Origin of the sequence: Devosia lacusdianchii (assembly GCF_022429625.1) — a bacterium.
Lineage (GTDB): Bacteria > Pseudomonadota > Alphaproteobacteria > Rhizobiales > Devosiaceae > Devosia > Devosia lacusdianchii.
Genome location: NZ_CP092483.1, coordinates 1,989,809 through 1,999,134, shown reverse-complemented (window position 1 = coordinate 1,999,134; position 9,326 = coordinate 1,989,809). Strand labels below are relative to the sequence as shown.

Here is a 9,326-nt window from a genome sequence, read left to right as displayed (position 1 = left end):
TATTCATCGCTACGCCCTCGCCTTGCGGGGTTGATGGAATGCGAGTTCGGGATTGGTGCGGGCGGCGATATGCGCCCAGACGCACAGGGCATCGGCCCGGTCAGCCTGAAGCGTTTCGAGGTCGAGCCAGCCGACTTCTAGGCACCGACGCTGGACGGCGGGCTTGGCCTCGCCCTTGGCGTACCCTGCCCTGCCCGTGAACGTGCGGCGGGCGTCGCCAACCTTGATCAACTCGGGCTGGCGCTTGGTGCGCAGCAGCGCAGCGGCCGCGACCGTGAATTGCAGCCCGAGCAGCAGGGCTGAGGTCTGGGCCGAATGCCCGCCGTTGCCTTCCCACGCCGCCTCGATCGCCACGACGTCGGGAACCCCGCCCAAGATGATCGGCATGTCCTTGCTGAGCCAGACGATCGCCTTCGCACCGACATCGGCGTCGGTGTGCTGGGCGGTGCCGAACTGGACGGAGCCAGAGCGCGGCACTTCATCAGGACGCCCGTAGGCAAAACCGGTGCTGGACTTGCTGAGATCGAGGGCGAGGATCAGCATGGGTCAGTGCTTCGTCAGCTCGTCGAGCACTTCCGCGCCCTGCTGCTTCTCTGCTTCGGTGACCTTGTCGATTTCGGCCTGGCGCTGGCGGGCCGCGACCTGCGCGGCATTGTCCTGTGGGTGCGCCTCGTCCGGCTTCAGGAACGAGAACTGGCCCGCAGCATCGACATAGACCTCGACCAGATCGTCGGGCACGCCTGCGGTGAGCTTGGCGATTTGGCGCTCGAGGCCGCGCTGTTTCAACACTGTCTTGAGCACGTCGGTCGGGATGCCGAGCTCCTGTTTGGCGATCTTGATGCGGTTCGCCTTGCGGGTCTTCACCCCGCCGATCTTGCCGGCGGCTGTGGCCTGGATGGTGGCGATCTCCTCGTCCATCTCCTCGATTTCGGCGAGGACTTGAGCGAAGTCGGAGTCTTCGTAGCTGTTGCGGCGCTGCTCTGGTGGGCGCTTGGTCATGCGAACGCTCCGAAGATGATGAGTGCGGCAATGCCGAAGACGATGGCCAGCGTGGCTGCGGCCCATGACGCCATGCGCAGATCGGCGCGGGTCTCGTCGATGCCGAAGTCATCAGGCAGGTTGATGGGTGTGCGTGGGTCCATAGTCTTCGGCTCCTTCACGATGACGGGGTTGAGATGATGGTGATGGCGCGGGACTGGTTGGCCGGTCGCAGGATGCGGCCTCGGCTTTCCAGCCAGTGCAGCAGGCGGGACACGCCGCTCTTGCTGGCGAGCCCCAAGGCGACGCGCAATTCGTCGTGGGTTGGGGATAGCCCGGTGCGGGCCTGGTGCTCGGCAATGGCCTTGAGGCATGCCGCCTGCTGGGTCGTCAGGCCCGTGACGTTGATGCGCTGGCAGCGGTCGGCCACGATGGCGCGGGCGATGATGACCCCAAGGTTGTCGCTGCACTGGCTGCTGGCGAACTCGGCATGCGCCTTCGATGCCGCTGCCTGCACATCTGGTGGGAAGTCGGAGAGGCTGGTCATGCCGTCGCCCTCGGTGCACGGATGCGGAGCAGCCCGGTGGGCACGTTCGTGCCGGCCTCGGCGAAGCTGCCGACCGGAAGATCGCGCCATTCGCCTTCAAGCTCCTGATGGTCGTAGTGAGCCGTCGCCGGCAGGATCGAGACGAGCGTACCGCCCGGCTTCAGGAACTTGAGCGCATGGCGGACATGCTTGACGTAGTGCCGACCGTAGAACGGCGGGTTCATCACGACTGCGTCGAACTCGGCGCGCGGCGGGCATTCGAGGAAATTGGCGGTGACGACGTTGTGGCCCTTGGCCTTGGCCTGGGCGGCGCGCCCGTGGTGGTATTCGATGCCCAGAGCGTTCTGGCGCCGGGCGCGGATCGCGTCGAGAATGCGACCATCACCGCACGATGGCTCCAGCACGCGGATCGGTGCCGGCGGGTTATGGCTCCATTGGGTCAGGTCGTGGACACCAGCCAGCTCCAGAGCGGCGGCAATGACGGACGGTGGTGACCAGTAGAACTGCAAGTCCTTGGCAACGGCGGTGCTCGGTGAGCGCTCTGGGTCGACGGGATCAACGTCTGGCAGCACGTCGCCATAGAACTCGGCGAGCCCTCGATTGATGTCCAGCAGCGCGTCGGGGCCGAAGTACAGATGGCCGTTACCGTTGTCGTAGCGCTTGAGCCAGATGTCGCGTCCGACGATCGTTTCCGTCTCGGTGGCGTTCTCGCGGTCTCGCCTGGTGTCGCCCTTGGGCACCTCGCGCGTGACGCGCAACGCATCGCCGTCTTTCATGAGCAGCGAGAGGTCTCGGTAATCGACCAGTGGTTTGCCCTGGTAGAGCGCGAGAGCATTGAGTATGTCGCGGATACGGTCGCGCCCGTAACTGCCGTAGTCGCCGCAACCCGACAGGATCACTCGCTTCGGCAAGCCCTTCACGCCGATCTTGACCTTGGCGTGAGACTTGTAGGCGGGGTCCAGCCCAACGAAGGCTTCGGCCAGGCCGCGCAGGATGTGCATGCGCGGATTGGCGTAATAGTGCGCGAAGGTGGAGCGGACGATATCGACGGTGAGCGGCGGCGGGTCGGCCAAGGTGCGCTCGAACAGCCGCTTGTCGTTGGCCGACGCGATCATGTCGATGTTCAAGCGGTTGTAGATCGCCTTCCAGCCCGACTTGAGCAGGTTCTTGCGCATGTCGCTGGCGTGGACATAGGCCCTGCCCCGCAGCACTGGCTCGACATAGGTGCCCATGATGCAGCCGGCGCCCTGTATGTCAGTGCAGGCGTCCTCATAGGCCTTGATAGCGGTTTCGACGCCTTCCGACTTCTGGTCGTACTCGTCGATCAGGTCCAGGACAGTGCGTGGGGTTGCGAGTGCCGTGCTCATGCCGCCCTCACTTCGGAGAGGCATGGAAGGCGCACCAGGGCGTTGTCGTTGGCGCTCATGGTGCGCGAGCGAGCCCGAGCCCAATCCATGTGGCGGCTATCGACGCCCCCAAGATCGTCGTGCTGGGCATTCCACCAGCGAACGATGGTGCCGGACGAAACCGCTCGACCCGATTCGGCGCTCATCTTTCGAGCGAACCAGAATGCTTTCTGCTCGTCGGACAGGTGGGGAATGACCTTGAGAGCGATGCTGCGAAGCATGGCGCGCATTTCGATGCGAGGCGGGGTCATTCTTCCTCACCCGCCGCGACCGCTTCTTCTCGGCGCACGTCATCGTCGCAATCGTCCCAACCTGCCTGACCGCCTTCCCAAGTCACGTTGTCTCGCGTGACACCGTTGAAGCGCGCCCAGTAGCCGCGATCATAAGGATGATCCTCGACGACGATCCCCAGCGCGTCGGTACGCAGCGCCTGCCCTTCGCATATCTGCTCGGTCTTTTCGCACATGTGCATCGATCCTTCGGCAATAAGGAGCCATCGGCGCTCAAGGCGCGGGAGATGGCGGTGATGTTGAAATCGGTGGTTAGGCTGCTTCAGGCTCTGCCGGCTGGGCAGTCGAAGGCGGCCCCTGGTCGACCATGAAGAAGTGAGCGGCCGTGAGCGGAATGTTGTTATCGCTCGCGTGCTTCAGCAGCTTCGTGGCGTCCTCGTGCGGGATCACCCCACCAGTTCCACCCTTTTCCTTCGGATAGGTCCAACGGTAGATGCGCGACACGTGCTTCCCGGTGACCTCAGAGGCGACGTCAACGCCGCCGACAAGGGCTAGGACAGTGCTGGCGGGTTCAAGATTCCGATCACTCATGGCGCTATATTTGCGATAGTCGCAAACATAAGTCAAGGGACATTTGCGATCATCGCAGTAGCTTTCTTTGCGATCATCGCGAAAGTGACGCCATGACGGACCGCCAGCACCAACTAAAGCTCTGGTTTCGCGAGCTAACCAACCCGCACGGGGCCAAGAAAGCCCTGAGCGATGCGACGGGCTTAACCTCATCTCAGATCAGCCGCATGCGCAACTTGGACGCATCCTCGCCCAAGAACTATCAGCGCATCACTGACGACGATCTCCCCTCGGTCGCGCGGTTCTTCAATGCCCTCCCGCCCGGCTACGAGGAAATGACAAGCTGGCTGGCTCGACGACCCGACCCCGCCGACCCGGAGGACGTCGAGGAGCATACTGTTCCTGTGGTTGGCTATGTCGGCGCCGGAGCGGAAGCACATTTCTATGCGCTGAGTGATGGCGAGCTCGATCGTGTTCCCGCGCCCGATGGCGCCACTTCGGACACCGTGGCCGTCGAAATCCGCGGTGAGAGCCTTGGCCCGCTCTTCGAACGCTGGCTGGTCCACTACGACGAGGTGCGTTCGCCGATCACCCCTGACCTCCACGGGCAACTTTGCGTGGTCGGCCTGGCGAACGACAAGGTGCTGGTCAAGAAGGTTCGCCCCGCGAAATCCAAGGGACGCGGCCTCTATGACCTGTTGTCCAACAACGAGGATCCGTTGCCGGACCAGGTGATTGTCTGGGCTGCGAAGGTCAAGAGCATGGTGCCGAGATGATGAAACGCGCGCTCGCATTGGCGTTCACGTTAGTCAGTTCCTCGGTGAATGCCGACGATATTGGAGCCTTTAACAACCAAGTCTCATGGTGCTACTCCACAGATGGCGTCGCCCCTGGGACGTGGGCAGAAATAGCCGTGACGTTCGATGCAGGTGGCAAGCCCACTGCGATAAACGTCCTGCGATACCAGCCGGACTCCGACGCCGGCAGGAGCCACGCTCGGACCGTCGCCGAGGCCATCGATGAGTGCGGACCTTATCTCGCAGGGATCTCCGACATGACCGTCGTGATAGGCCCGCAGGCTGCGCCGAAGCCTGCCGCGCCTCTCATCACCATGCCCGACAACGCCGACGGCACAAGCAATTCTCTGGCAAACGAAATCCAGAAGATCATTGAGGGACAATGACCCCCGGAGAGCGCCTGCGCGCAGCTCGGCTCAATGCAGGCTACAAGTCAGTCGCAAAGGCGGCCGCCTCTCTAGGCATGTCAGAATCGTCCTACCGCGCCCACGAGAACGGGCAGAACCAGTTCACGCCGGCACAGGCCCAGAAGTATGCCGAGGCGTTTGGTGCTGATGCGGCTTGGCTGCTCTATGGCGATGCCGAGGGTCATGATGGCCCGTCCGACTTCATTGCAGCCGTAACCCTGTCGTCGTCGGCTATCCTCGCCGCCTTGGTCCAGTCCCTGCACGACAAGGGCTTGCTCAATGGCGAAGAGACGGTCGAGGTGTATGAGCAGGCACTGATGCTGCTGGAGATGCAACAGGCCAAGGCGGATGAGAACCCGGCATTCGGTCAGGTTGTAGAGATGGCGCGTGAGTTAATCGAGCAGCATTTGAGGCCGCAATGACCGTCAAGCTTGTTTCTGCCTTCGTCCCGCTGCTGATGCTTGCGGCCCCACTCGACACAGTTTGGGCCGGCGAAGCCTTTGTGCTCAGCCCCCTCGCATGGCCCAGGGGTTCCTGCCCACCACCAGAAGCAGCTACGGCCTTGAACGCATATCAGATGTACCTGTCCTGCGATCGAATTTGGCGCGAGATTGGCGAGGGCATTCGCGAGCTCGCCTTTGAAGAGTGCCTTGTCGAACAGAAATCCAGGGGCGTTGCTGAATTTGACCAGCAAATGACGAACTGCAACGAGATTTATGAGATTTTAGAACGCGAGTAGCGCTCGCGCGCATACTCTATCCAGATATCTCAATCTGCTGAGAGTTCAGTGATTTTCTATCACTGATCCTGGTGAAGCGCCGCGCCTAGCGGCGCGCTTCCAACCAGATCGTAAGAGGGTGTTTCATTACCCGTTCGGCGTCGCCGCTACCGCGTCGACTCCTCACTGATCACCCCATTATGTTTCCGCGTGTAGCGCGCGCAGGAAAGGTTCGTCAAGAAGATTTTTGCGATTGTCGCAATTTCACACTTGACCAATCTTTGCGATTGCCGCAAATATAGCTCCATCAACCGGAACGAAGAAGCGCTTAGCGCCGATCTTCCGGGCCCAGATGGAGCCGCAGATGACCACCAACCAGATCAGCATCGAACTCGTCACCAACGGCACGTGGATCAAGCTGCCCCGGTTCGACTTCTCGGTTCAGGTCGAGGAAGTCGAGTTCGACGGCCAGTACTACAACCTGACGGTCATCGATCAGGACTGGCGCTATGTCGGTGAGAATAGCTGGCGCGAACTGGTCTGCATCTGCGCCGGTGAAACCGTAGAGGCGTCGGATGACGCGCCGGTTCTGCGCGATGCCAAGCACGTCACATTCGAGGAATGGCAGGCCAAGGCCGATGCCCAGATGGAAGCTTTGGACCGGTCGCTTGTTGCAGTGGTTGCCGATGCTCTGAGCGTCCCTGCCATGGCGGCGGAGTGATGGCGATGAAGTCAATCACCCTCACGCTTCACGGGGCAGCAGCCCGCCAGATGATCAGATCGATGGCGCAGAGCTATGCTCTGCTGGCGATAAAATCCACCCTGCCCGATGACACCGTAAACGCCCCATGGAACGCCACAGGCTTGCCCCGCAGCAAGTGGATGCGGGAGGTGGACAGCGAGCGCGCCGACTATCGGAAGAGCTTGCTTTCGATCATCCGCGAATTGCCCGAGTTCCCCAAGGTCGAGTGGCGCCCGTACAGGTCGCCCACCACCGGGAAAACCCACTCAGCAATCTACAGCGGTCCCCGCGCGATCGAGGCGGCGAGGGCTTTCGGCAACGCCTTCATCGCCAGGGCGGAGGGCAAGTGATGCCCGTCATCGGTTACGACCCCGCCCGCCCCTATGTCCGCTCTACCGAGCGCACCGATCCCCTCACCACCGAGATAGCCGAATACCTGGCTGCCGAGGCCGACGATGACATGTGCCGGCTCTACGTGATCCGGGCCGAGGAAATCTTGGCGATGGTTCGCGAGAGCGACCGTGCCGCTGCAATGGCGGAGGGCCGCTGATGTTTGACCTGATCACCGTTCTCAGCCGCTCACGCCACCTCCGCATAGCCTGCGAGGCCCGCAGCGGTCAGCCAGACAACTACGAAGCCGAAGAAGCCGCTCGCACCGCTCTGGTCGAATTGGCGCGCGGCATGGACATGCATCTCGATCCCGCCCGCCCCGCCCGCTGGTCGGACTGCGCCGGGCTCGCGGCCAAGGTCGAGACCGCTGCGTTCGCACTTGCCGATCTGCGCGAAGGATCATTCGACCAAGCCGGTGCCGTGGCTGCGCTGTCGCTGCACTTCGGCATGATCGCAGGCCGCATGGGCTACGACGCCGAGACGATAGCCCGCTCCGGTGACGAAGCCGCCCGCTCTCGTGTCGAAGGCGACCAGATGGAGGCGGCGGAATGAGCGCGTTATCCGTAACCGCGAACGATCGCATCGTCGACGGCGGCAACAACCCGCCCGCGTTCGATGCCCACAAAGCCAATATCGACGACCTCCGCGACGAGGCGAAGGTCTGGCTCGACGGGAAAGCCGTGACCAGTGCCGAGGAAGCCGAGGCGCTTAACAACCTTCTGGACCTAGCCCGCACCGCCGGCAAGGCAGCTGACGATCAGCGGTCGATCGAGAAGAAGCCGCACCTCGACGCCGGCAAGGCCGTCGACAAGCAGTGGAAGCCGCTGATCGACGGCGCCGAGGTGATCGCCAACCTTTGCAAGAAGGTTCTGACGCCCTGGAACATCGCCGAGGCGGCCCGAAAGGCCGAGGTCGCACGTCAGGCCCAGGCAGCGGCCGATGAGGAAAAGCGCCTTGCGCTTCAAGCCGAGCGCTCGGCAGCGACGATCGAGGACGCCGAGCAGGCAGACCAGCTCGAGTCATCGGCAAAGCAGGCCACCCGCATCGCAAAGACCGCGGCGAAGGAGGCTAGCACCGGCCTTGGCCTGCGGACGGTCTATCGCGCCGAGATCACCGACTTCGCCGCTGCTGCCCGGTTCTTCTGGCAGCCGCACCATCACCGCTTCGAGGAACTGGTTTTCCAGATCGCCAACGAGCAGGCCCGCATCGTCAAGGCAGACATGCCGGGCATCAAAGTCATCGCCGAACAGAAGGCATTCTGACCATGACCCGCGCATCCGCCGTCGCCAAGATCGACGATCACCGCCAGCAGTCCCCATCGACCGTGTTCGACAATGACCAGATCGACCTGATCAAGCGCACGATCGCCAAAGGCTCGACCGACGACGAGCTGCAGCTTTTCCTAAACCAGTGCAAGCGCACCGGTCTCGATCCGTTCGCCCGCCAGATTTACGCGGTGAAGCGCTGGGACAGTCGCGAGCGCCGCGAAGTCATGGCCGTGCAGACCAGCATCGACGGCTTCCGCCTTATCGCCGAGCGAAGCGGCAAGTATGCCGGTCAGACCGGGCCGTTCTGGTGCGGCGAGGATGGCGAGTGGGTCGATGCATGGTTGTCCAGCACCCCACCGGTCGCTGCCAAGGTCGGCGTGCTGCGTCAGGATTTCAGCGAACCGTGCTTTGGCGTCGCCCGCTTCGAATCCTATGCCCAGCGGAAGAAGGACGGCGGCTTGACCAGCATGTGGGGCAACATGCCCGACGTGATGATTGCCAAGTGCGCCGAAGCGCTCGCGCTACGCAAGGCGTTCCCGCAGGAGCTTTCCGGGCTCTACACCGGGGACGAGATGGCCCAGGCCAGCAATGGCGCTCCTGAGGCTCCGCAGGAGGCCCAGCAGCCCCGCCAGATCGAGGGCAAGGTCAGTGACGTCACCATCGTGACGCGCGAAATGTTCGACCGCATCACCCGAGCCCTTGCCGACAAGGCGACGCCCGATCAGGTCGAGGCCCTCTTCAGCCACCCCGCCACCGTCAAGGCGCTCGCCGACATGCCGGAGGACTGGCGCGCCAAGCTGAACACCGCCAAGACGGACCGCCTCGCAGCCATCACCGGCAGCGATGACGACTTCCCCGGCGACGCGGAGTAAGGCCGATGCAGATCGCACACGTGGCCGGCAACGTTGGCAAGGACGCCGTCATCAAGACCCTGCAGAACGGCGACAAGGTTCTGTCGTTCTCGGTCGCAGTGGACAACGGTAAGGACAAAGACGCGACCTGGTACGATTGTTCTCTGTTCGGCAAGCGCGGCGAATCCTTGGAGCGCTACATCACCAAGGGCAGCAAGGTCACGGCCATGGGCCGCCTGTCCGTGCGCGTCCATGAGGGCAAAGCGTACCTGAGTATCAATGTCTCGGAGATCACGCTTCAGGGCAGCAGCCAGTCGCGCGGCGATGATCGTGGTGAGAGCCGGCCATCCGGCGGCGCAAGCCAGTCCCAATCCGGTGGCTATCAGCCATCCGATGACGACATTCCGTTCTAGGCACCGCAG

The 9,326-nt window shown here is 62.9% G+C and carries 19 protein-coding genes; 11 read left to right on the top strand and 8 right to left on the bottom strand.

Annotated features, from left to right (window positions below; translation table 11 throughout):
• Positions 1 to 9: 9 nt before the first annotated feature.
• The 8 genes from MF606_RS09660 to MF606_RS09625 all read right to left on the bottom strand — a co-directional run bounded on the left by MF606_RS09660 (position 10) and on the right by MF606_RS09625 (position 3,752).
• Positions 10 to 543 (bottom strand): hypothetical protein, encoded by a 534-nt coding sequence (locus MF606_RS09660; protein WP_240233590.1) that lies wholly within the window; start codon positions 541 to 543, stop codon positions 10 to 12.
• Positions 544 to 546: 3 nt separating this feature from the next.
• A complete protein-coding gene (locus MF606_RS09655; RefSeq protein WP_240233589.1) occupies positions 547 to 999 on the bottom strand; it encodes a hypothetical protein in 453 nt (150 codons plus the stop codon).
• On the bottom strand, positions 996 to 1,142 hold the full coding sequence (locus tag MF606_RS09650) for a hypothetical protein (RefSeq protein WP_240233588.1): 147 nt from the start codon (positions 1,140 to 1,142) through the stop codon (positions 996 to 998). The genes MF606_RS09655 and MF606_RS09650 overlap by 4 nt, the downstream gene beginning before the upstream one ends.
• Positions 1,143 to 1,156: 14 nt before the next feature.
• Complete coding sequence (locus tag MF606_RS09645; protein WP_240233587.1) at positions 1,157 to 1,525, bottom strand: LexA family protein; 369 nt, start codon at positions 1,523 to 1,525, stop codon at positions 1,157 to 1,159.
• On the bottom strand, positions 1,522 to 2,892 hold the full coding sequence (locus MF606_RS09640) for a DUF4942 domain-containing protein (protein WP_240233586.1): 1,371 nt from the start codon (positions 2,890 to 2,892) through the stop codon (positions 1,522 to 1,524). The genes MF606_RS09645 and MF606_RS09640 overlap by 4 nt, the downstream gene beginning before the upstream one ends.
• Positions 2,889 to 3,182 (bottom strand): hypothetical protein, encoded by a 294-nt coding sequence (locus MF606_RS09635; RefSeq protein ID WP_240233585.1) that lies wholly within the window; start codon positions 3,180 to 3,182, stop codon positions 2,889 to 2,891. The genes MF606_RS09640 and MF606_RS09635 overlap by 4 nt, the downstream gene beginning before the upstream one ends.
• The gene (locus MF606_RS09630) at positions 3,179 to 3,397 is read right to left on the bottom strand and encodes a hypothetical protein (protein ID WP_240233584.1); all 219 of its coding nucleotides are present in this window, start codon (positions 3,395 to 3,397) and stop codon (positions 3,179 to 3,181) included. The genes MF606_RS09635 and MF606_RS09630 overlap by 4 nt, the downstream gene beginning before the upstream one ends.
• 76 nt (positions 3,398 to 3,473) lie before the next feature.
• Positions 3,474 to 3,752 carry a hypothetical protein gene (locus tag MF606_RS09625; RefSeq protein WP_240233583.1) on the bottom strand — a complete coding sequence of 93 codons (279 nt, stop codon included), beginning with the start codon at positions 3,750 to 3,752 and terminating at the stop codon, positions 3,474 to 3,476.
• Between the two features lie 92 nt (positions 3,753 to 3,844).
• Between MF606_RS09625 and MF606_RS09620 the strand changes: the two genes are divergently transcribed.
• From MF606_RS09620 to MF606_RS09570, 11 genes are all read left to right on the top strand, one after another.
• The gene (locus MF606_RS09620) at positions 3,845 to 4,507 is read left to right on the top strand and encodes a LexA family protein (protein WP_240233582.1); all 663 of its coding nucleotides are present in this window, start codon (positions 3,845 to 3,847) and stop codon (positions 4,505 to 4,507) included.
• Positions 4,507 to 4,914: a hypothetical protein gene (locus tag MF606_RS09615; protein WP_240233581.1), complete on the top strand. Its 408-nt coding sequence runs from the start codon at positions 4,507 to 4,509 to the stop codon at positions 4,912 to 4,914. Before MF606_RS09620 ends, MF606_RS09615 begins: the two co-directional genes overlap by 1 nt.
• Positions 4,911 to 5,357: a helix-turn-helix domain-containing protein gene (locus MF606_RS09610; protein ID WP_240233580.1), complete on the top strand. Its 447-nt coding sequence runs from the start codon at positions 4,911 to 4,913 to the stop codon at positions 5,355 to 5,357. Before MF606_RS09615 ends, MF606_RS09610 begins: the two co-directional genes overlap by 4 nt.
• Entirely contained in the window at positions 5,354 to 5,674 is a 321-nt protein-coding gene (locus MF606_RS09605; protein WP_240233579.1) for a hypothetical protein, read from the top strand. Before MF606_RS09610 ends, MF606_RS09605 begins: the two co-directional genes overlap by 4 nt.
• Before the next feature lie 343 nt (positions 5,675 to 6,017).
• Positions 6,018 to 6,374 (top strand): hypothetical protein, encoded by a 357-nt coding sequence (locus tag MF606_RS09600; protein WP_240233578.1) that lies wholly within the window; start codon positions 6,018 to 6,020, stop codon positions 6,372 to 6,374.
• Positions 6,375 to 6,379: 5 nt separating this feature from the next.
• Positions 6,380 to 6,745, top strand: coding sequence for a hypothetical protein (locus MF606_RS09595; protein ID WP_240233577.1), 366 nt, complete (start codon positions 6,380 to 6,382; stop codon positions 6,743 to 6,745).
• Complete coding sequence (locus MF606_RS09590) at positions 6,745 to 6,945, top strand: hypothetical protein (RefSeq protein ID WP_240233576.1); 201 nt, start codon at positions 6,745 to 6,747, stop codon at positions 6,943 to 6,945. Before MF606_RS09595 ends, MF606_RS09590 begins: the two co-directional genes overlap by 1 nt.
• Positions 6,945 to 7,337, top strand: a complete 393-nt coding sequence (locus MF606_RS09585) for a hypothetical protein (protein WP_240233575.1) — start codon at positions 6,945 to 6,947, stop codon at positions 7,335 to 7,337. The genes MF606_RS09590 and MF606_RS09585 overlap by 1 nt, the downstream gene beginning before the upstream one ends.
• Positions 7,334 to 8,047 carry a hypothetical protein gene (locus MF606_RS09580; RefSeq protein ID WP_240233574.1) on the top strand — a complete coding sequence of 238 codons (714 nt, stop codon included), beginning with the start codon at positions 7,334 to 7,336 and terminating at the stop codon, positions 8,045 to 8,047. Before MF606_RS09585 ends, MF606_RS09580 begins: the two co-directional genes overlap by 4 nt.
• 2 nt (positions 8,048 to 8,049) lie before the next feature.
• Positions 8,050 to 8,925 (top strand): phage recombination protein Bet, encoded by an 876-nt coding sequence (bet, locus tag MF606_RS09575; protein ID WP_240233573.1) that lies wholly within the window; start codon positions 8,050 to 8,052, stop codon positions 8,923 to 8,925.
• A 5-nt stretch (positions 8,926 to 8,930) separates the two neighbouring features.
• Positions 8,931 to 9,317, top strand: coding sequence for a single-stranded DNA-binding protein (locus tag MF606_RS09570; protein WP_240233572.1), 387 nt, complete (start codon positions 8,931 to 8,933; stop codon positions 9,315 to 9,317).
• Positions 9,318 to 9,326 lie beyond the last annotated feature (9 nt).

Excerpts from the sequence above, each read along its gene's own strand:
- MF606_RS09660 (WP_240233590.1), bottom strand. The coding sequence starts at position 543 with ATGCTGATCCTCGCCCTCGATCTCAGCAAGTCCAGCACCGGTTTTGCC.
- MF606_RS09655 (WP_240233589.1), bottom strand. The coding sequence starts at position 999 with ATGACCAAGCGCCCACCAGAGCAGCGCCGCAACAGCTACGAAGACTCC.
- MF606_RS09650 (WP_240233588.1), bottom strand. The coding sequence starts at position 1,142 with ATGGACCCACGCACACCCATCAACCTGCCTGATGACTTCGGCATCGAC.
- MF606_RS09645 (WP_240233587.1), bottom strand. The coding sequence starts at position 1,525 with ATGACCAGCCTCTCCGACTTCCCACCAGATGTGCAGGCAGCGGCATCG.
- MF606_RS09640 (WP_240233586.1), bottom strand. The coding sequence starts at position 2,892 with ATGAGCACGGCACTCGCAACCCCACGCACTGTCCTGGACCTGATCGAC.
- MF606_RS09635 (WP_240233585.1), bottom strand. The coding sequence starts at position 3,182 with ATGACCCCGCCTCGCATCGAAATGCGCGCCATGCTTCGCAGCATCGCT.
- MF606_RS09630 (WP_240233584.1), bottom strand. The coding sequence starts at position 3,397 with ATGTGCGAAAAGACCGAGCAGATATGCGAAGGGCAGGCGCTGCGTACC.
- MF606_RS09625 (WP_240233583.1), bottom strand. The coding sequence starts at position 3,752 with ATGAGTGATCGGAATCTTGAACCCGCCAGCACTGTCCTAGCCCTTGTC.
- MF606_RS09620 (WP_240233582.1), top strand. The coding sequence starts at position 3,845 with ATGACGGACCGCCAGCACCAACTAAAGCTCTGGTTTCGCGAGCTAACC.
- MF606_RS09615 (WP_240233581.1), top strand. The coding sequence starts at position 4,507 with ATGAAACGCGCGCTCGCATTGGCGTTCACGTTAGTCAGTTCCTCGGTG.
- MF606_RS09610 (WP_240233580.1), top strand. The coding sequence starts at position 4,911 with ATGACCCCCGGAGAGCGCCTGCGCGCAGCTCGGCTCAATGCAGGCTAC.
- MF606_RS09605 (WP_240233579.1), top strand. The coding sequence starts at position 5,354 with ATGACCGTCAAGCTTGTTTCTGCCTTCGTCCCGCTGCTGATGCTTGCG.
- MF606_RS09600 (WP_240233578.1), top strand. The coding sequence starts at position 6,018 with ATGACCACCAACCAGATCAGCATCGAACTCGTCACCAACGGCACGTGG.
- MF606_RS09595 (WP_240233577.1), top strand. The coding sequence starts at position 6,380 with ATGAAGTCAATCACCCTCACGCTTCACGGGGCAGCAGCCCGCCAGATG.
- MF606_RS09590 (WP_240233576.1), top strand. The coding sequence starts at position 6,745 with ATGCCCGTCATCGGTTACGACCCCGCCCGCCCCTATGTCCGCTCTACC.
- MF606_RS09585 (WP_240233575.1), top strand. The coding sequence starts at position 6,945 with ATGTTTGACCTGATCACCGTTCTCAGCCGCTCACGCCACCTCCGCATA.
- MF606_RS09580 (WP_240233574.1), top strand. The coding sequence starts at position 7,334 with ATGAGCGCGTTATCCGTAACCGCGAACGATCGCATCGTCGACGGCGGC.
- bet (WP_240233573.1), top strand. The coding sequence starts at position 8,050 with ATGACCCGCGCATCCGCCGTCGCCAAGATCGACGATCACCGCCAGCAG.
- MF606_RS09570 (WP_240233572.1), top strand. The coding sequence starts at position 8,931 with ATGCAGATCGCACACGTGGCCGGCAACGTTGGCAAGGACGCCGTCATC.